This is a genomic window from Streptomyces sp. 147326, from assembly GCF_045000215.1.
GTDB lineage: Bacteria > Actinomycetota > Actinomycetes > Streptomycetales > Streptomycetaceae > Streptomyces.
Genome location: NZ_CP134201.1, coordinates 2,068,860 through 2,087,401 on the forward strand (window position 1 = coordinate 2,068,860; position 18,542 = coordinate 2,087,401).

An 18,542-nucleotide genomic window follows, 5' to 3' on the forward strand; every position below is an offset into this window, starting at 1 on the left:
GGTCATCAGGATCACTGATGGAAGGTGCAGGAACAATCGTTGGCGCTGAACGCCCGCCCCGTCGCAGGATGATCCACATGACCACCGCACAGACCACACGGACCGCCCAGATCGCCCAGATCGCACAGACCCCGCGGAGCACCCGGACCACACCGGCGGCGCGGATCGCGCTCGTCGGCGACCGCTCCCCGCACGTGAAGTCCCACACCCGGATCCCGCTCCTCCTCGACGCCCTGGCCTCCCGCGACGGGCTCGTCCTCGACGCGTACTGGATCCCCACCGGCGACGCCGAGGCCGAGGCCGCCGCCGGGACACTGGCCCGCTTCGACGCCGTGTGGGTACTGCCGGGGAGCCCGTACGCGAGCGAGGCCGGCGCGCTGGCCGCGATCCGGGTGGCCCGCGAGGAGGGCATCCCCTTCCTCGGGACCTGCGGCGGCTTCCAGCACACCCTGCTGGAGTACGCCCGGACGGTCTGCGGGCTGACGGCCGTCGCGCACGCCGAGAACGACCCGGGGGCGGCGGACCCGCTGATCGCGCCGCTCGCCTGTTCGCTCGTCGGGCACGAGGGCCTCGTACGGACCGAGCCCGGCTCGCTCGCCGAGGCCGCGCTCGGCGCGGAGCGGTCGATGGAGCGCTACCACTGCAACTACGGACCCGCGCCCCGCCACCTGCCGGCGCTCACCACCCACGGGCTGCGGCTGTCGGGGCACGACGAGGGGGGCCAGGTGCGCATCGCGGAGCTGCCCGGGCACCCGTTCTTCCTGGCCACGCTGTTCCAGCCGGAGCTGCACGGGGACGGGTCGCGGCCGCACCCGATCGTCCGGGCCCTCGCCGCGGCGGCCGTCGCGCACGCCGGCGGCCGCCCGGACGGGGTGACGGCCCGGCTCGCCGCCACCCTGGCCGCCAGCCGCTCGGCGGGATAACGCGTCGCGGGACCACCCCGCAGATCGGCTATGCTGTGCATGCACATCGAAGGGGTGGTCCGCCGCCCTTCGTGGTGGGTGTAGCTCAGTTGGTAGAGCACCTGGTTGTGGTCCAGGTGGCCGCGGGTTCAAGTCCCGTCACTCACCCTGATCCCCGGGGTACGAGGTCTCCTCGTGCCCCGGGGCTTTTTTGCGTCGGGCCCGCGCTCCGCGGCTGCGGCTAGGTCGTCTCTTTTGGATCTTGTCGGTTAAGCCCGCGTCGTCTGGTGCCGTGCATCGCAAGGCGGAGGGGCGCCCAAGTACTGGACGTACTTGGGTGCCCCGACAACGCGGCGAGGTGCGGTGCCAGGCGGCGCGGGTCAGACAAGATCCGAAAGAGACGGCCTAGTTGTATTGCCCCGGGAGGTTGTGGACGGGTGATGCAGGTCTCGGCTGAGGCGTCTTGAACGGGTGAGGGCCTTCCGGGTTCGGTGTGGATTGCGACGTCTACACCGACCAGAAAGGCCCTCGTGCCCCACCGTAATGCACCCCTGACCGAGACCGGACGGCTGCGCCTGGCCCACTGCGTGGTCGTGGACGGCTGGCCGCTGCGGCGGGCCGCCGAGCGTTTCCGGGTCTCGCCGACCACGGCCCAGCGGTGGGCCGACCGCTACCGCGATCACGGCGAGGCGGGCATGCGTGACAGGTCCTCGCGCCCGCATCACAGCCCACGCCGGATCCCGAACCGCACCGAACGCCGGATCATCAAGGTCCGTGTCCTGCGCCGCTGGGGACCGGCCCGCATCGCCCACCTGCTGGATTTGGTGCCCTCGACCGTGCACCGCGTCCTGACCCGCTTCGGGCTGGCCCGCCTGAGCCATCTGGACCGGGCCACCGGCCGTGTCATACGCCGCTACGAACGCGAGAAGCCCGGCGAACTGGTGCACGTGGACATCAAGAAGCTCGGCAACATCCCCGACGGCGGCGGCCACAAGACCCTGGGCCGCCAGGCCGGCCGCAAGAAACGCCCCCGCCTGGGCTACAGCTACATCCACACCGCCGTCGACGACCACTCCCGCCTCGCCTACAGCGAGATCCTGACCGACGAGAAGAAGGAGACCGCGACCGCCTTCTGGCAGCGGGCACAGGCGTTCTTCACCTCGTGCGGGATCACCGTGGAACGGGTCCTGACCGACAACGGGGCCTGCTACAAATCCCACACCTGGCGCGACGCCCTGGCAGCGGCCGGGATCACCCACAAGCGAACCCGGCCCTACCGGCCCCAGACCAACGGCAAGGTCGAACGCCTCAACCGCACCCTCCTGGAGGAATGGGCCTACGCCCGTCCCTACCAGTGCGAGCAGGAACGACGCGACGCGTTCCCGCAGTGGCTACACACCTACAATCACCACCGCGGACACACCGCGCTCGCAGGCAAACCACCCGCCAGCCGCGTCCCCAACCTCACAGGGCAATACACCTAGTCCCGCAGGAAGGCCTCGACCTCGGTGGCGAAGGCCACGGGGGTCTCCTGCGGCGGGTAGTGCCCGGCGCCGGGGAGGGTGCGGATGCGGCAGTTCGGGTACCAGACCTGCCAGGTGGCGCGCATCACGTCGGCGGTGAGCGCGAGGTCGTACTCCCCGATCAGGACGAGCACGGGCACCGTGTTGCCCTTGACGGCGTCGGACAGGTCGAGGGACTGCCAGCTCGCGAGGTAGTCGGCGAAGGCCTCCGGGCGGGAGACCTCGAGGGAGTGGGCGACCATCCGGTCGATCCAGCGCCGGCTCGCCCGGTTGCCGGTGACGAGGTCGAGGATGGCGCGCCGGTTCTCGGCGCTCCCGGCGGCGCCGAAGAAGAGGGCGCGGGTGGCGGCGTCCATCTCGTACGGCGCGGCCGGGACCGGATTGATCCCGACGAGCCTCTCGATCCGCTCGGGGGCGCGCACCAGGACCTGCTGGGCCGCCTTGCCGCCCATGGAGTGGCCGAGCAGGGAGAAGGTGTCCCAGCCGAGCTGGTCGGCGAGTTCGAGGACGTCGTCGGCGATCTCGGGGAGGGTGTGGCGGCCCGTCACGTCCCGGCGGTCGCCGTAGCCGCGGTAGTCGAGGAAGGCGTACGAGAACCCCACGGGGTCCAGGTGGTCCAGCACGGAGCCCCAGTTGGCAGAGGTGCCGAACCAGTCGTGCAGCACGATGACGCGAACGGGTCCGGTGCCGATCCTGCGGTGGGCGATGGCCATGCGTTCTCCCTCGGTGACGGGGGCGACGAAAACGGACCCGTACGTTCTGCCCACCGGGCCTACGATCACACCGTGAAACCGACATCGCGCACGGTGCGCATCGCCGTCACGGTCTCCCGGGCCGGCACCGACCACCCGCACCACCCGCACCACCCGAACGAGTACGAGGTCCTCGACCGGGCCGAGATCGCGGAGGTGCTCGCCCTGTGGCCGCAGCGCGAAGCGCACGACGGCTTCGAGTGCATGTGCCTCGGGGACGGCAGCGTCTCGCTGTACGAGGCCGGCGGTGAGCGCATCAGGTCCGCCGCACCGACCGGTCCGCTCCAGCCGCTGTTCGATCCACGGGACCCCGCCGGGCTGCCGGCCCGGCACCGGGGCCGGTGGGCGGCGGCGGCGCCCGCGGGGCTGCGGGAGTTCGCCCGGGCACTGGCCGCGGGCGAGGAGGAGCCGCCCCCGCCGCAGGGGGTGCCGCCCCGCGTGGTGTTCGGCTGGCTGGGCGCCGTACGGGAGGAGCCGCGCGACGCGGCGTGGCGCCTCGCGGAACGGGCCCCCGGCCTGCTGCTGGCCGGGAGGTCCACCGAGGAACTCGCCTGGGCGGTGAGGGAGACGGACCGCACCGGGCTGGAGGGCGCCGTGCGGTTCTTCGCGAGCGAGGTGTTCACCACCCGCCACCCGAAGCGGCGCCGGGTCCCGGACACCGCCCGCGACCTCCTGCTCCGGTACGCCCGCAGCCACCGCCCCGAGGACCTCCCGGTCCTGGAACGGCGGCTGCTGCGCACGCCGGAGGACCGCGTCAGACGGTCTTGATCGCCGGGTCGGAGACGCCCGGGGCGCCCGTCTCCACGTGGCCCGCGAAGCGGCGGAGGAAGGTGGCGTCGGCGTCGGAGACCACGTTCACGTCGTACCAGCGGCCCGTGGCGCCGAGGTCCACCGTGTGGGCGACGGTGCCGCCGGCCGGGACCCTGATGATCTGGGGCGCGCCGCCGTAGGCGTTGGTCACCGTGAGGTTGACGGCCGCCGTACCGGAGTTGGTCAGGGTCAGGGCCAGGTGGCCGGTGGCGGCGACGTGGCGGGCCGTGGCCTCGGGGCCGGCCTTCTTCGCCGGGCCCTTCCAGGTGCGCAGGAACCCGTTGGGGCCCCACACCGTCAGGTTGATCTGGTTGCCCGTGGAGCTGCTGGTGGACCAGGTGTCCGAGAGGGTCTTGCCCGCCTCGACCGTGTAGGGCCAGGGTCCGTCCGTACGGTTGCCCGAGGTGCTGTGGAAGTGGGCGCCGAGGGTGGGGCCGGAGGCGAAGGTGAGCGTGAACTTGCCGGTGGAGATGGTGCGCGCGCCGTCCACGTAAGGGCTGTAGCCCAGGGCGCGGGCCGGCTTGGAGCCGGCCTCCTGCTTGGGCAGGGTGCCCGTGGCCGGCGGGGTCGGGTGGTAGGACGGGTGGCGGTTCTTGTCCGGCGGGACGTACCCGGCCGTGGAGGGCAGGGCGGCGGGCGCGGCGTCGGCGCGGGTGAAGTCGAAGGCCGAGGTCAGGTCGCCGCAGACGGCGCGGCGCCACGGGGAGATGTTGGGCTCCTGCACCCCGAAGCGCTTCTCCATGAAGCGGATCACCGAGGTGTGGTCGAAGGTCTCGGAGCAGACGTAGCCGCCCTTGCTCCACGGGGAGACCACGATCATCGGAACGCGCGGGCCGAGCCCGTACGGTCCGGCCGCGTAGCCGCCGCCTCCGGCGTACAGGTCCTTGGACACGTCGGCCGTGGACAGTCCCCAGGCGGAGGAGGCGGGCGGGTACGGCGGGACCACGTGGTCGAAGAAGCCGTCGTTCTCGTCGTAGGTGATGAAGAGGGCGGTCTTCGCCCACACGGCCGGGTTCGCCGTCAGCGCGTCCAGGACCTGCGAGATGTACCAGGCGCCGAAGTTCGTCGGCCAGTTGGCGTGCTCGCTGAAGGCCTCGGGGGCGGCGATCCAGGAGACGGAGGGCAGGGTGCCGTTCACCACGTCCGCGCGCAGCCGGTCGAAGTAGCCGTCGCCCGCCTTGACGTTGGTGCCGGTGCGCGCCTTCTCGTACAGGGCGCTGCCGGGCTGGGCGCCCCGGTAGGTGTTGAAGTACAGCAGCGAGTTGTCGCCGTAGTTGCCGCGGAAGGCGTCGTTGATCCAGCCCCAGGAGCCGGCCGCGTTCAGGCCGTCGCCGATGTCCTGGTAGACCTTCCAGGAGACCCCGGCGGACTCCAGGCGCTCGGGGTACGTCTTCCAGCCGTACCCGGCCTCCTGGTTGCCGAGGACCGGCCCGCCGCCCACCCCGTCGTTGCCCGTGTGACCCGTCCACATGTAGTAGCGGTTCGGGTCCGTGGCGCCGATGAAGGAGCAGTAGTAGGCGTCGCACACCGTGAAGGCGTCGGCGAGGGCGTAGTGGAACGGGATGTCGTTCCGGGTCATGTACGACATGGTCGTGGCCGTCTTGGCCGGGATCCACTTGTCGTACTTGCCGTTGTTGTAGGCCTGGTGGCCGCCGGCCCAGTCGTGGTTCAGCCCCTCCAGGAACTGCATCCCGAGGTCCGCGACCTGCGGGTTGAAGGGCAGGACGTCCTTGGTCCCGTTGGACTGGAAGAAGACCGACTTGCCGTTGTCCTGGAGGACGGGCCGCGGGTCGCCGAAGCCCCGGACCCCCTTCATCGCGCCGAAGTAGTGGTCGAAGGACCGGTTCTCCTGCATCAGGACGACGACGTGCTCGATGTCCTGGATCGTTCCGGTGGTGCCCTGCGCCGGAATGGCGGCGGCCCGCGCGATGCTGTCGTTCAGCATCGTGAGGGCGGCCGTGCCGCCGGCGATCTGCAGGAACCTGCGACGGTTGAGTTCTGCCATGGCGTGAGGACCTCTGCGGGTGAGGGCGAGTCGAGGGGCGCCCCAAGGACAGCGGCCCCGGGGTACCAGCCGGGGATACCCTCATGACGCCGCGCCGTACACCTGGAGAACGGACGACGTTCCTCCGCCGGGGGTCAGCCGCCGGCGGCCGCCGGTGCCTGCGCCCTGACGATGAGCCGGTCGAGCAGGGAGAGCAGGGACGCGCGCACGTCCTCGCGGGAGCGGGCGTCGAGCATGAGGACGGGCGTGTCCGGATCGCGCAGGTGCAGCGCCGCTCCGATCTCCTCCGCGGTGTACGGCTGTTCGCCGTGGAAGCAGTTCGCGCCGACCACGAACGGCAGTCCGCGGCTCTCGAAGAAGTCGACGGCGGGGAAACTGCGGTCCAGGCGCCGCGTGTCGACCAGCACGATCGCCCCGAGCGCCCCGTTCAGCAGGTCGTCCCACATGAACCAGAAGCGTTCCTGGCCCGGCGTTCCGAAGAGGTAGAGGACGACTCCGGCGTCGGTGAGGGTGATCCGGCCGAAGTCCATCGCCACCGTGGTGACCGTCTTGGACTCGATGCCTTCGAGGTCGTCGACGCCGACGCCCGCGGCCGTCAGCCGTTCCTCCGTGCGCAGCGGCTCGATCTCGGAGATCGTCTCCACCAGGGTCGTCTTGCCGACCCCGAACCCACCGGCGACGAGGATCTTCGCCGGGGCCGGTTCCCGGGAGGCGGGCGTGTCATATCCGGGCAAGGTTGTCCCTGATTCTCATGAGCAGGTGGACGTCGGTGGTCTCGGCGGCCGCCAGGGGCGGCCGGTGGTCGATCAGCCCGCGGTCGGCGAGTTCACCGAGGAGCAGCGTCATCGGGGTGAGGCGGATGTGCATCCGCGCCGCTATCTCGGCGACCGCCCGGCCGCCCGGCGGCGCGCACATGGCGAGGATCTCCTGCCACTCGGTGGGCAGCCCGCCGAGCGCTTCGTCGGTGGCCGCCGCCGTGATCGTGGTGTCTATGGTGAGGACGGTCTGCGGCACGGCTGTACGTCCGTCGGTCAGGGCGTACAGCCGCGTACGGCGGCGGCTCGCGGGCTGCGACTCGTCCTGCGGCATTACGCGGACGGCACCTGACCGCGCTCGGGGGTGCCCAGCCACTCGCCGAGCGCCTGGGCGGTGCGTACCGCCTCACCGCCCAGTTCGCCGAGGCGGGCCTTGCGGGAGGTCACCACGATGAGGGTGCTGCCCTCCCCGCACCCGACGATGCAGAGGTACCTGTCGTCCATCTCGACGAGCTGGCGGATGACGCTGCCGCCGTCGATCTCCCGCGATATCGCCTTCATCGTGGAGGCGATGCCGGAGGCGGCGGCCGCCATGCGCTCGGCCTGGGGCTGGTCCAGCAGGTAGGCGCTGAGCCGGATGCCGTCGTTGGACAGGAGCACGGCTCCCTGGATGCCCGCGATCCGGCTCAGGTTGTTGTCGAGGACGCTGTAGATGGCGTCGTTGGCGGCGGCGGTGTTCGGTGAGGTGGTCATGGCTGATCCCGTCGGAGCTCTTCTTCCACTGTCTGGGTCCCCTGTTCGTAGTCCGCCCAGGCGTCGGCCACCTCTTCGGGTGTCGCGGTGTCCGGCCGGACGGGCGTTTCCGGCGCGCGGGGCGCGCGCAGCTGGTCGGCGATGTGGGATTGCGGGACGCGCTCGGGGAGGGCCGGCCGCGTGGCGGGGCCGGCAGGTGCCGGCCGGACCGCGAGTGCGGGCACGGGAGCGGGCGTCTTCGCGCGGCGGCTGGGCAGACCGGCGCCCGTGAGCAGGGCCGGCTCGGGCTCGCGCTCGGGCTCGGCAGCGGGCTCGTGCTCGGCCGCGGGCTCGAGCCCTTCGGGGAGGTCCCGAGGGGAGACCGCCGGCGCCGTGGCGGCCGGCGCCGTGGCGGCCGGCGCCGTGGCGGCCGGCGCCGTGGCCGAGGCCGGGGCCGGGACGGACGGCGCGGGCCGGCTCGGGGCGTCCGGTGCGGTCGCCACCAGCAGGTTCCCGGGGAGGACCACCACGGCGCAGGTCCCTCCGTACACCGAGCGGCGCAGGGTGACCGTGGCCCGGAGCTGGTCGGCGAGGTGGCCGACCACGAAGAGCCCGAGCCGGTGCGCGTTCTGCGCCAGGACGGAGTACGGCGGGGCCTGGTGCAGGCGCCCGTTCATCTCCTCGTAGCGCTCGGGGCTCACCCGCGGACCGCGGTCCTCGATCTCGACCGACAGCCCGTCCGCGACCAGTTCGGCGCGGATGACGACCGTCGACCGCGGGGGGGAGAACCGGGTGGCGTTGTCCAGCAGTTCCGCGAGCAGGTGGCTGATCTGGCTGATCGCGCTCGGTTCCACGCTGGTCTCGTCCAGGGCCTGCCGCTCGATGCGCCGGAAGTCCTCTACCTCGGCGGCGGCTTCGCGCAGCAGGTCGGCGACGCGCATGGGCTCGGTGTGCGGGTCGGGGACCTCGCCGCCCGACAGGATGAGGAGGTTCTCGATCTGCCGCCGCATGCCGACCGTCAGCTGGTCGGACCGCATCAACTGGGCGAGCAGCGCCTCGTCGTGGCCGAAGGTGTCCTGGAGGTCCTCGGTGAGGCTCAGCTGGCGGCTGACCAGGTTCCCGGTGCGCGAGGCGATGCCCGAGGCGAACAGGCCGAACCCGTGGCGCTCGGCGGCGAGCAGGCGGTGTCCGTCGACCGACACGGCGACGGCACGGGCGAACGCGTCGCTGATCCGTCCGACCTCGTCCCGGTCCCCGCTCACGGCCGGCAGGCTCTCGGCGTCCACGGTCTGTCCGCGCTGGAGCCGGTCGACGACCTCGGGAAGGGTTTCCTCGGCCACCGTCACCGTGCGTTCGTGCAGGTCGTGCAGACGGCGGAGCACCGACCGGGTGGTGAAGACGACCACGATCACAACGGCCAGCAGCCCGCCGCCGCTTCCGCCGATCAGCCAGGCGACCTCGGTCTGCAGCTCCGCGGCCTTGGCCTCGCCGCGGGCGAGCACCGAGCGCGCCAGGTCGATGTTGAGCGTGGTCATCTGCACGGAGAAGTTGGAGTGCGCGGACGACCAGCCGGCGACCTCGGCGGGCACCCTGATGCCCGAGACGGTGTCCTTGTGCCCGGAGAGGACCGCGTTCTCGATGCGCGTCTTCGTCTGCCAGTCCGCGGAGCCGACGACCCGCTCGTAGAACCGCTCGTCCCCCTCCGCGAGGTGCGGCACGATCAGCGCCTCGTGCAGGTACCGCTGGGCCCCCAGGGAACTGACGAACTGGTCGTAGCCGGCGAAGCTCAGCTCCCCGGAGGGCCCGGCCAGGGCCAGGACGGTGTCCTCGCGCGCCACCATCTCGGTGGCCTGGAGCATCGCCACAACGGGCCGGCTCGCCTGGGCGAGTTCGGCGTCCTCCGCGTGGCTGAACTCCTGCTGGTACACCTGGATGACCTTGCCGATCACCTCGGAGTAGTAGGCCAGCGTGCTGTCGGCGGGGCCGCTGCGGGTGTCCGCGCGCTGGCGGTACGCGGCCAGTCTGTCGAGCTGCCGGGTCACCTCGGCGAAGGACCTGGAGGGATCGTCCGCCAGCCGGCGGAACTCGGCCGCGGCCAGGTCCGTGGCCCCGCGCCGGGCGCGCAGTTCACCCTCGGTGCCGTCGTTGCCCGCCCACTGGGCGGCGGTCGCCGTCCGCTCCGCCTGCATGTCGACCATGAGCGTGTAGAGGGGGGCGCCGATCCGCTCGGCGGCCTCCACGTCGGCCCTCAGCTGTTCCGACTGTGCCAGCAACCGCTGTGCGGACACCGTGACCTGAGTGCCCATCGCCAGGGTGGGGAGCACCGCCAGCCAGATGAGCAGGGTACGCAGGCGCACGGTGCGCCACCGACGGGTCGTCGACTGCCCTCGTACGCCTTCGGGTTCTATGGGAGACATCGGTCCTCGGGAGCGGGGGCGGCAGGGGGATGTCGGGGGTTGCCGAGCAGCCGGACGGCACGGTCCTGGGGAGGGGACGGCCACAACCGGTCCGGCTGCGGCGGGATGTGAGGGTGCCGATCATAACCAGACACATGGAGAAAACGGATAGGTGTCTTCACCGGCCAAGCGTGCTACCACCTCTGGATCACCGCAGGCCAGAGACCGGATCGGAATCGAACCGCGATGTCCTCGACATCATGACGGGCCCGTTCCGGCCAGCGGCGCGAGCGCCCGTCCGCCGCGTGCTGAGCGGCAACCGGAACGCGCGCGGGCCCCCACCGGCCGCTAAACAGGCCGGTGGGGGCCCGCCGGGTCCCGCGGTGTCAGCCCTCGCCGGAGGAGGGGGTCAGGCGCAGGGAGATGCTGTTGATGCAGTACCGCTGGTCGGTGGGGGTGGGGTAGCCCTCGCCCTCGAAGACGTGGCCCAGGTGGGAGCCGCACTTCGCGCAGCGGACCTCGGTACGGATCATGCCGTGCGAGGTGTCGGCGATCAGCTCGACCGCGTCGGTGTCCTTCGGGTCGAAGAAGGACGGCCAGCCGCAGTGCGACTCGAACTTCTCCGAGGAACGGAACAGCTCGGCCCCGCAGCCGCGGCAGGAGTAGACGCCCTCCGTCTTGGTGTCGGTGTACTCACCGCGGAAGGCGGGCTCGGTGCCCGCGAGGCGCAGCACCTGGTACTCGGACGGGCTCAGCTCCGCCTGCCACTGCTCGTCCGTCTTCTCGACCTCGTAGGACATGTCTCTCCCGCTCCCTCGTACCTTCAGCTCGACAGCCGGGCGAGGATGGCCGGACCGAGGTCCGTGACGTCTCCGGCGCCCATGGTGAGAACGAGATCACCGGGCTTGGCCATTCCCGCGATGACGTCGGCGACGGCCGCCTTGTCGTGCTCGGCGGTGACGTCGGCTCCCGCGGACCGGGCGGCCGCGATGATCAGCTCGCTGGTGATGCCGGGGATCGGGTCCTCGCGGGCCGGGTAGATCTCCAGGACCACGGAGGCGTCGGCCAGGGCCAGCGCCTGGCCCATCTCCTTGCCCAGTTCCTGGGTGCGGGAGAAGAGGTGGGGCTGGAAGACCACCAGGATCCGGGAGTCCCCGGCGGCGCCCCGGATGGCCTCCAGGTCGGCGGTCATCTCGGTGGGGTGGTGGGCGTAGGAATCGATGACCTGGACGCCCGCGGCCTCGCCCTTGAGCTGGAGGCGGCGCTTGACGCCGGTGTACTTGCCGAGGGCGGAGGCCAGGTTGTGCGCCGGGATGCCGAGGGCCACGCCGGCGGCGAGGGCCGCGACGGCGTTGTGCGCGTAGTGGCGGCCGGGGACGGAGACGGTGAAGGTGAGCATCCGGCCGTCCAGGACCACGGTGACCTCGCTGGTCAGGCCGCGCGGGGTGATCTTGGTGATCCGGACGTCGGCGTCCTCGTCCTCGCCGTACGTGACGACGGTGAGGCCCTCCTGGCCCGCGACGCGGCGGGCGATCTCGGCGGCGCCCTCCTGGCCGTGGGCGACGACCAGGGTGCCGCCGGGCACGATCTTGCCGACGAAGGTCTCGAAGGACTCGTAGATCTCCTCGATCGACGCGTAGTTCGCGTGGTGGTCGAGCTCCGCGTTGAGGATGATCGCGACCTGCGGGCTGTACTTGTGGAAGGTGCGGTCGCTTTCGTCCGCCTCGGCCACGAAGATGTCGCCCTCGCCGTGGTGGGCGTTGGAGCCGGGGGCGTCCAGGTCGCCGCCGATGGCGTACGAGGGGTCCAGGCCCAGGGCCGAGAGGGACACCGCCAGCATGGAGGTGGTGGTGGTCTTGCCGTGCGTACCGGCGACGGCGATCGGACGCAGCCCGTCCATCAGGCCGGCGAGGGCGTCGGAGCGGTGCACGACGGGGATGCCGAGCTCGGCGGCGCGGGCCAGCTCGGGGTTGTCGGCGCGGATGGCGCTGGAGACGACCACGCAGGTGGAGTCGTCGGCGAGGTGGCCGGCCGCGTGTCCGATGTGGACCGTGGCGCCGTGGGCGCGCAGTGCCTGGGCGGTCTCGGAGTCACGGGAGTCGCTGCCGGCGACCTGCGCTCCGCGCTGGGCCAGGATCTTCGCGATGCCGGACATCCCGGCGCCGCCGATGCCGATGAAGTGGGGCCGTTCCATGGCGGTCGGCAGGCCGGGCTTCATTCAGGTCGCTCCAGGATCGAGGGGTGGTGCTTCGAGCTCTGACGGGCCAAGCCTATTCGTTGTGGGCGAAGAGCTTGAGCACCGGAACGCCGACCTTGTGGCGGGCCCGGGAGGCCCAGTCGCGGTGGAAGAACTCCTCCACGAAGTGCGGGGCGGTCAGGACGATCACCTCGTCGGCGCCGGTCTCGTCCACGACGGCCTTCAGTTTGTCGAGCGGGTGGTCCCCGATGAGCTGCCCGGTGGCGTTGGCGCCCTTCTGCCGCAGGGCGTTCAGGGAGTGCGCGAGGGCGTGCGCCGCGGGGCCGCGGGCGGCTTCGCCCTCGGGCTCGTCGCCCTCGCGGATGGCCTCGGGGAGCTCACCGAGCGCGACGTCGTCGATGGCGCGCAGCAGTCGGTCCTGGTCGCCCCGGGGCTGCATGAGGACGACGAAGGAGACCGGGTCGTCGCCGTGCAGGGTCGTGACGAAGTCCACGTCCACCGGGGTCAGCGGCTGCTCGATCATCAATACGCTCGTGAACACGGACGCCCTCTCCTTCATGGGCCGAGGCCGGCTGGCCGGCCCCTGCGGAAACCATCCTGCCCCGCTGTCGCACGGGGCCCTGCGCAGACATGTCTGCCCAGTTATGTGCCCAGCGGAAGCAAAGCGGAACGACAAATTCCGCCCCTTGTCAGATCCGACGGTAGCTCGTGAAGAGGAACCCGGCCTCTTCCAGTACGGAGGCGGGCGCGAGCCGGTGCGGAACCGTGACGGAGGGTCCCCCGGCGATCCGCTGGGCGTCACCGGCGGCCAGCATCGGGGAGATCGTCAGGCACAGCTCGTCCAGGGCGTCGGCGGCCACGAACTGACCCAGCAGCCGGGGCCCGCCCTCGGTGAGCTGGCGGCGCAGCCCCCGATCCGCCAGCTCCCGTACCGCACGCGCCGGGTCCACGGCCGCGCCGTCCCCGGCCACCACGACCTCGGCACCGGCCTTGACCGCCTCGGCCACCCGGTCGGCGGGCGCGGCGGCGCCGGTGACCACCAGGGTCGGCACCAGCGGTGAGGTGAACAGGGGCAGCGAGAAGTCCAGGTCCATGCGCGCGGTGACCACGGCGATCGCGGGGGCCGGGCCCTGTCCGGCGGCCTCGCGGCGGGCGGCGAAGGCCTCCCGGGCGCGGGCCGGGCGGTAGCCCTCCTGGCGAACCGTTTCCGCCCCGACGACCACCACATCGGCCAGCGCCCGCAGGGTGCCGAAGATCTTCATGTCGGTCTCGCCGGAGATCGGCTGCGAGCGGCCGTCGTGCTGGGCCGCGCCGTCCAGGGTGGAGACCATGTTCGCCCGCAGCCAGTGTCCGTCCGGCCCCAGGGAGGGGTACGCGTAGGCATCCGCGAGCTCGTCGAGCGACCACTCCCGGTCGGCCCGGTCCCGGGGCGAGGCTGGTGTCTGATCGGTCACAGGGAACAGGCGTCGCATCCGGGCAGTGTGCCACGCCCCGTAGAGTTAAGGGCTGTGTCGACATCACTCTCCACCTCCGGTTACACCTCCGGCCGGCCTCCGATAGCCGACGCGGGGCCGCAGGCCCTGTGCGCGCGCGAGCCGCGGGTGCCCGCCGAACGGCTGGTGGCCGAGATGGTGCCGCCGCCGCGGTTCGACTCGGTCCGCTTCGACACGTACGACCCTGACCCGGCCCAGCCGAGCCAGTCCGAGGCCGTCACCGTGCTCAGCGGCTTCGCCGCCGGCCTGGGCGGGGCGCACGCGAGCGGCGCCGGCAAGAGGCGCTGGTTCTCCAAGAAGCCGGCGGCCCCCTCCGGTCCGCGCGGGGTCTACCTCGACGGCGGGTACGGCGTCGGCAAGACCCACCTGCTCGCCTCCCTGTGGCACGCCACCCCGGCCGAGCCCGCGCTCAAGGCCTTCGGCACCTTCGTGGAGCTGACCAACCTGGTCGGCGCGCTCGGCTTCCAGCAGACCGTGCAGACCCTGGGCGGGCACCGGCTGCTGTGCATCGACGAGTTCGAGCTGGACGACCCGGGCGACACCGTGCTGGTGTCCTCGCTGCTCAGCCGCCTCGTCGAGCAGGGCGTGGCGCTGGCCGCCACTTCCAACACGCTCCCCGGCAAGCTCGGCGAGGGCCGGTTCGCCGCCGCCGACTTCCTGCGGGAGATCCAGGGCCTGTCGGCGCACTTCCGGCCGCTGCGGATCGACGGCCAGGATTACCGCCACCGCGGCCTGCCCGAGGCGCCGGCCCCCTTCTCCGACGAGCAGGTCGCCAAGGCCGCGTACGCGACCCCGGGCGCGAGCCTGGACGACTTCCCCGGCCTGCTGGAACACCTGGCCCGGGTGCACCCGAGCCGCTACGGCGCGCTCACCGACGGGATCACGGCCGTCTGCCTGACCGATGTGGGCCCGGTGCCCGACCAGTCGACGGCGCTGCGGCTCGTGGTGCTGGCCGACCGTCTGTACGACCGAGAGGTCCCGGTCCTGGCCTCCGGGGTCCCCTTCGACAGGCTCTTCAGCGACGACATGCTGAACGGCGGCTATCGGAAGAAGTACTTCCGTGCCATATCGCGGCTCACCGCGCTGGCGCGCGACGCGAAACCCCTGGTGTCCCAGTAGGTTTGGGGACGTCGGGCTCCTGCGGGCGCCCGGCCGTTTCCGCTTCTACGAAGGGATCCACCATGGCCGCCACACGCAACGCCCACGCCGTCTGGGAGGGCGACCTGCTCCAAGGCAAGGGCGTCGTCACCCTCGACTCGTCCGGCCTCGGCAGCTACCCGGTCTCCTGGCCCGCACGCACCGACGAGGCGGCGAACGGGCGGACCAGCCCGGAGGAGCTCATCGCCGCCGCGCACTCCAGCTGCTTCAACATGGCCTTCTCGAACGTCCTGGCGAAGTCGGGCAACCCGCCGGCCAAGCTGACCACTTCGGCCGCCGTCACCTTCGTTCCCGGCAAGGGCATCACGGGCATCCACCTCACCACCGAGGGCGAGGTGCCGGGCCTGGACGCCGACGCGTTCACCGCCGCGGCCGAGGACGCCAAGAAGAACTGCCCGGTCAGCCAGGCACTGACCGGTACGACGATCACCCTGGACGCCAAGCTCGTCTGATCGCTCCCCCTCCGGCGGGGGGCGCGGGCCGCGCCGTGCGGCCCGCACCCCCGTCCGGCGCCCCGTCAGGCGGTCGCCAACTGCGGGATCAGGCGCAACGCGTTGCCGTGGTAGATCCCCTGCAGCTGCTCGGGGGTGAAGGCCGGGTCCGCGTCGAGAGCGGGAAGCGCCAGCTCCGTGACCGTGTCGGCGGGGGCGGCGGGCCAGTCGGTGCCGAAGAGGACGTGGTCGGCCGGCACGTGCTCCAGCAGGGTCGCCGCGGGCGCCATGGGGCCGGCCGTGTCGTAGTAGAAGCGGCTCAGGTGGTCGCGGACGGCGGCCGGTTCGACCCGCGGTTCGCAGAACCGTCCGAGGGCCTGCAGGCGCGTGGCGATGTAGGGGAGGAAGCCGCCGGCGTGCGGCAGGACGACGGAGAGGTCCGGGAAGCGGTCCAGCGTCCGCCTGCTGATCATGTTCACGGCGGCCCGCGTGGTGTCCAGGAGGAAGTCGCACATGAAGTTCGGAATGCCCGGAACGGCCGACGCGCCGGGCGGGCACCCGGGCAGGTTGTGCGGGTGGGTGTCCACGACGGCGGAGAACTCGTTCAGCTCGTGGAACAGCCGGTCGTAGGAGGGGTCCCCGAGGTAGACGCCCCCGTAGTTGGCCGTCACGTTCACGCCGACGGCGCCGAGCTGCCCGAGGCCGCGGCGCACGGCCCAGGACGACGCCTCCTGGTCGTCCAGGAACAGGGGCACGTAGTACGAGAACCTGCCCGGATGCGAGGCCGCCACCTCGGTCATCGACTGCAGCGTGATGTTGACGGCTTCGCGCAGCTGCGCCGACGACCGGTAGCGCGCCGGCAGCATCGGCTTGAGGACGGCCGTCGTGATGCCCGCGCCGTCCATGAAGCGGATCGCGTCCTCGATGCCGAGCCGCGTCCACGGAGGCAGCTGTTCCGGCGTGATCAGCCCGTGGTGCACGGCCCATTCGCGCCACTGCGGCGCGCAGTAGTGATGATGCATGTCGATCTTCGAATGGACCGCGCGGGCCGTGTCCTGGCCGGGTGCGGAGGGACCCCGCCCGACCCGGATGACTTCACTGGTGCCCACCGCGGCGATGCGCAGTTCGTCCGCCGGGGTGCCCAGGAGACGCAGCGCCGGGGTACTCACGGAATCCGTCATGCCGATCCACCGCCCATCGGGTCTGGGTTACTTTCCGGAGGCCACGGAGGCCAGGGTCGGCTCGCCGGGCTCCCCGTCGGAGCGCGAGGGCTCCAGGACGAGCCGGAGGTGTTCGAGCCCCCGGAACGCCGCCACCGGTCCCTTGAGCCACGCCCCCCTGGTCTCCTCCGCGTCCGCGAGCTCCATGTCCGGGAACTCCCGCAGGAGACAGGCGAGCGCGATCTCGAGTTCGAGCCGCGCCAGCGGCGCCCCCAGGCAGTAGTGGGTCCCGTGGCCGAAGCCCAGGTGCGTCCCCTGGAGTCCCTCGCGCGTCACGTCCAGGTCGTCCGGGGAGTCGAACTTCTCGGGGTCCCGGTTGGCCGAGGAGATCGCGATCTGCACCAGGGCGCCCTCGGGGATCAGCGTGTCCCGGATCCGGGCGTCCTGCGCCGCGTACCGGAAGGTCGACGTCTCCACCGAACCCTCGAAGCGCAGCATCTCCTCGACCGCCCGCGGGATCAGCCGGGGGTCCTCGCGGAGCTTCGCCGCCTGGTCGGGGCGGAGCAGCAGGTTGAGGACGGAGTTCCCGATCTGGTAGGCGGTGGTCTTGTGGCCGGCGAAGAACAGCACCCACAGCGACGCGACCAGTTCGGGGTCCTCCAGGCGTTCCTCCGCCTGGAGGAGGTCGCTGAGGAAGGAGTCCGACGGGTGCTCGCGCGTGTCCGCGATCAGCCGCTCCAGCCGGTGCTGCAGCCGCTCCTCGGCCGCCTTCAGCTCCGCCCTCTTGCTGGGATCGAACCGGGAGCGCGTCACCACGGCGAACTGCTCCAGGATCTCCGGGCGGTCCTCCTGCGGGATGCCCATCAGTTCGCACAGGACCGCGATGGGCAGCGGGAACGCGAACGAGGCCATCAGGTCGACCGTGCCGGCCTTCCGGCATGCGCCGAGGATGCCCTCGGCGATCTCGGTGATCCTCGGGCGCATCTCCTCCACCCGCCGGGGGGTGAAGGCGCTGCGCAGGATGCGGCGCAGCCGTGTGTGCCGGGGCGGGTCGGAGAAGAGCACGTTGTCGTCGAGCGCGTCGAAGAAGCTGCCGTACACGGCGTGGTAGGTGTCGATGGCGCCGCGCATGTTCTTGCTGAAGCGGGGGTCCGACAGGGCGTCGCGGGCGTCGTCGTGGCGGGTGATGAGGTACGTGTCGACCCCGTGGGGCGGAGTCAGCCGGCACACCGGGGCCTGCTCGCGCAGGACGGCGTACATGGGGTGCGGGCACTGCCGGTACTCCGGCGCGCCCCTGGACACGGCCGAGACGATGTCCTGCAGCTCTCCGCCGCCGTTCGGTGCCGCATCCTGCTGCGCCATGTTCCGCACCCTCCGTCGCACTCGCCCGCACTCGCCTCCTGCGGACACACGGGTTCCCCGTGCGGGTGCGCGGCGAAACGGCGCCGCTCCCGTTCGGGTGAGGCGGCGGGCCCGGATACGAGGTCGTCCGCGTGCGGGCCCCGCCGCCCCTCAGCCGATCGGCGGTCGGCCGTCCGGGGCCCGGTGGGTGGCGGCCGCGGCGGCCCGGGGAAGGGGTAGGTGGTCTCTTGCCAGCCCGTCGCAAGGAGCCCGCGCATGGCCCGCAGTCTCGCCCTGGCCCTCACCGCCGCCGCCTCCCTCACCGTGGCGGCGCTCGCCGCTCCCGCCGCCTCGTCCACCGCCGTGCCCCGTCCCGACGCCGACCGGGGCGTCGGCCGGGCCGTGGCCGACCGGGCCGTCGTCTACAAGGCGACCGCCAAGTATCAGGTGCACGCCAACGCGGTGGCGGCCGGCTACAAGCCTGACAAGTACTGCGTCTTCGACAAGGCGGGGGGAACGGGCGCGCTCGGCTACCCGCACTTCAACCACGCCTACGACAACTCCCTCGATCCCGCGAAGCCCGCCGCGCTGTACTACGAGGACGACGGGCGCGGCGGCAAACGCCTCGTCGGAGTCCAGTGGCTGGTCTACGACCGCGACCAGAAGCTGACCACGGACGACGACCGCCCCACGCTGTTCGGCGTCCCCTTCAAGGGCCCCAAGCCCGGTAACTTCCCCGGCCAGCCGGTCCACTACGCCCTGCAGCTGTGGCTCTGGAAGAAGAACCCCGGCGGCCTGTTCCAGACCTTCAACCCGGCGGTGACCTGCCTCCCGGGCACCACCCGCCCCTGACACCGTCCCGACGCCCTTCCTGAACACCGCGCCGA

The 18,542-nt window shown here is 71.9% G+C and carries 18 protein-coding genes and 1 tRNA gene; 7 read left to right on the forward strand and 12 right to left on the reverse strand.

Features of this window, described 5'->3' with window-relative positions:
- Nucleotides 1–77 precede the first annotated feature (77 nt).
- From RIU97_RS09320 to RIU97_RS09330, 3 genes are all read left to right on the forward strand, one after another.
- Nucleotides 78–923: a glutamine amidotransferase-related protein gene (locus tag RIU97_RS09320; RefSeq protein ID WP_404955087.1), complete on the forward strand. Its 846-nt coding sequence runs from the start codon at nucleotides 78–80 to the stop codon at nucleotides 921–923.
- A gap of 74 nt (nucleotides 924–997) precedes the next feature.
- Nucleotides 998–1,070 (forward strand) — tRNA-His (locus RIU97_RS09325).
- A gap of 362 nt (nucleotides 1,071–1,432) precedes the next feature.
- On the forward strand, nucleotides 1,433–2,386 hold the full coding sequence (locus tag RIU97_RS09330) for an IS481 family transposase (protein ID WP_404954917.1): 954 nt from the start codon (nucleotides 1,433–1,435) through the stop codon (nucleotides 2,384–2,386).
- Here the strand turns inward: RIU97_RS09330 and RIU97_RS09335 are convergent.
- Nucleotides 2,383–3,138 (reverse strand): alpha/beta fold hydrolase, encoded by a 756-nt coding sequence (locus RIU97_RS09335; protein ID WP_404955089.1) that lies wholly within the window; start codon nucleotides 3,136–3,138, stop codon nucleotides 2,383–2,385. The genes RIU97_RS09330 and RIU97_RS09335 overlap by 4 nt on opposite strands.
- Nucleotides 3,139–3,210: 72 nt before the next feature.
- On the opposite strand from RIU97_RS09335, the gene RIU97_RS09340 reads away from it, so the two are divergent.
- Nucleotides 3,211–3,945: a hypothetical protein gene (locus RIU97_RS09340; RefSeq protein WP_404955091.1), complete on the forward strand. Its 735-nt coding sequence runs from the start codon at nucleotides 3,211–3,213 to the stop codon at nucleotides 3,943–3,945.
- On the opposite strand, the gene RIU97_RS09345 is transcribed toward RIU97_RS09340, so the two are convergent.
- The 9 genes from RIU97_RS09345 to RIU97_RS09385 form a co-directional block, all read right to left on the reverse strand.
- Nucleotides 3,932–5,992, reverse strand: a complete 2,061-nt coding sequence (locus tag RIU97_RS09345) for a phosphocholine-specific phospholipase C (protein ID WP_404955093.1) — start codon at nucleotides 5,990–5,992, stop codon at nucleotides 3,932–3,934. The two genes, RIU97_RS09340 and RIU97_RS09345, sit on opposite strands and share 14 nt — an antisense overlap.
- 134 nt (nucleotides 5,993–6,126) lie before the next feature.
- The gene (locus RIU97_RS09350; RefSeq protein ID WP_404955096.1) at nucleotides 6,127–6,726 is read right to left on the reverse strand and encodes a GTP-binding protein; all 600 of its coding nucleotides are present in this window, start codon (nucleotides 6,724–6,726) and stop codon (nucleotides 6,127–6,129) included.
- Nucleotides 6,713–7,081, reverse strand: a complete 369-nt coding sequence (locus RIU97_RS09355; protein WP_404955098.1) for a DUF742 domain-containing protein — start codon at nucleotides 7,079–7,081, stop codon at nucleotides 6,713–6,715. Before RIU97_RS09355 ends, RIU97_RS09350 begins: the two co-directional genes overlap by 14 nt.
- Nucleotides 7,081–7,500 (reverse strand): roadblock/LC7 domain-containing protein, encoded by a 420-nt coding sequence (locus RIU97_RS09360; protein ID WP_361754152.1) that lies wholly within the window; start codon nucleotides 7,498–7,500, stop codon nucleotides 7,081–7,083. Before RIU97_RS09360 ends, RIU97_RS09355 begins: the two co-directional genes overlap by 1 nt.
- The gene (locus RIU97_RS09365; RefSeq protein WP_404955101.1) at nucleotides 7,497–9,836 is read right to left on the reverse strand and encodes a nitrate- and nitrite sensing domain-containing protein; all 2,340 of its coding nucleotides are present in this window, start codon (nucleotides 9,834–9,836) and stop codon (nucleotides 7,497–7,499) included. Before RIU97_RS09365 ends, RIU97_RS09360 begins: the two co-directional genes overlap by 4 nt.
- A gap of 425 nt (nucleotides 9,837–10,261) precedes the next feature.
- Complete coding sequence (msrB, locus tag RIU97_RS09370; protein ID WP_404955104.1) at nucleotides 10,262–10,675, reverse strand: peptide-methionine (R)-S-oxide reductase MsrB; 414 nt, start codon at nucleotides 10,673–10,675, stop codon at nucleotides 10,262–10,264.
- Nucleotides 10,676–10,698: 23 nt separating this feature from the next.
- Nucleotides 10,699–12,093: a UDP-N-acetylmuramate--L-alanine ligase gene (murC, locus tag RIU97_RS09375; protein WP_404955106.1), complete on the reverse strand. Its 1,395-nt coding sequence runs from the start codon at nucleotides 12,091–12,093 to the stop codon at nucleotides 10,699–10,701.
- 52 nt (nucleotides 12,094–12,145) lie between these two features.
- On the reverse strand, nucleotides 12,146–12,613 hold the full coding sequence (locus RIU97_RS09380; protein ID WP_404955108.1) for an indole-3-glycerol phosphate synthase: 468 nt from the start codon (nucleotides 12,611–12,613) through the stop codon (nucleotides 12,146–12,148).
- A 148-nt stretch (nucleotides 12,614–12,761) separates the two neighbouring features.
- Nucleotides 12,762–13,544, reverse strand: coding sequence for a pyrimidine reductase family protein (locus RIU97_RS09385; RefSeq protein WP_404955110.1), 783 nt, complete (start codon nucleotides 13,542–13,544; stop codon nucleotides 12,762–12,764).
- A gap of 84 nt (nucleotides 13,545–13,628) precedes the next feature.
- On the opposite strand from RIU97_RS09385, the gene zapE reads away from it, so the two are divergent.
- Nucleotides 13,629–14,684 carry a cell division protein ZapE gene (gene zapE, locus RIU97_RS09390; RefSeq protein ID WP_404962797.1) on the forward strand — a complete coding sequence of 352 codons (1,056 nt, stop codon included), beginning with the start codon at nucleotides 13,629–13,631 and terminating at the stop codon, nucleotides 14,682–14,684.
- A gap of 62 nt (nucleotides 14,685–14,746) precedes the next feature.
- Nucleotides 14,747–15,175, forward strand: coding sequence for an OsmC family protein (locus RIU97_RS09395; RefSeq protein ID WP_404955112.1), 429 nt, complete (start codon nucleotides 14,747–14,749; stop codon nucleotides 15,173–15,175).
- Between the two features lie 65 nt (nucleotides 15,176–15,240).
- Here RIU97_RS09395 and RIU97_RS09400 read toward each other — a convergent pair whose 3' ends face one another.
- Complete coding sequence (locus RIU97_RS09400; protein WP_404955114.1) at nucleotides 15,241–16,335, reverse strand: amidohydrolase family protein; 1,095 nt, start codon at nucleotides 16,333–16,335, stop codon at nucleotides 15,241–15,243.
- 27 nt (nucleotides 16,336–16,362) lie between these two features.
- Nucleotides 16,363–17,676 (reverse strand): cytochrome P450, encoded by a 1,314-nt coding sequence (locus tag RIU97_RS09405; RefSeq protein WP_404955116.1) that lies wholly within the window; start codon nucleotides 17,674–17,676, stop codon nucleotides 16,363–16,365.
- A gap of 255 nt (nucleotides 17,677–17,931) precedes the next feature.
- Here RIU97_RS09405 and RIU97_RS09410 point away from each other — a divergent pair, with 255 nt between their 5' ends.
- Nucleotides 17,932–18,507, forward strand: coding sequence for a hypothetical protein (locus RIU97_RS09410; RefSeq protein ID WP_404955118.1), 576 nt, complete (start codon nucleotides 17,932–17,934; stop codon nucleotides 18,505–18,507).
- Nucleotides 18,508–18,542: the final 35 nt, after the last annotated feature.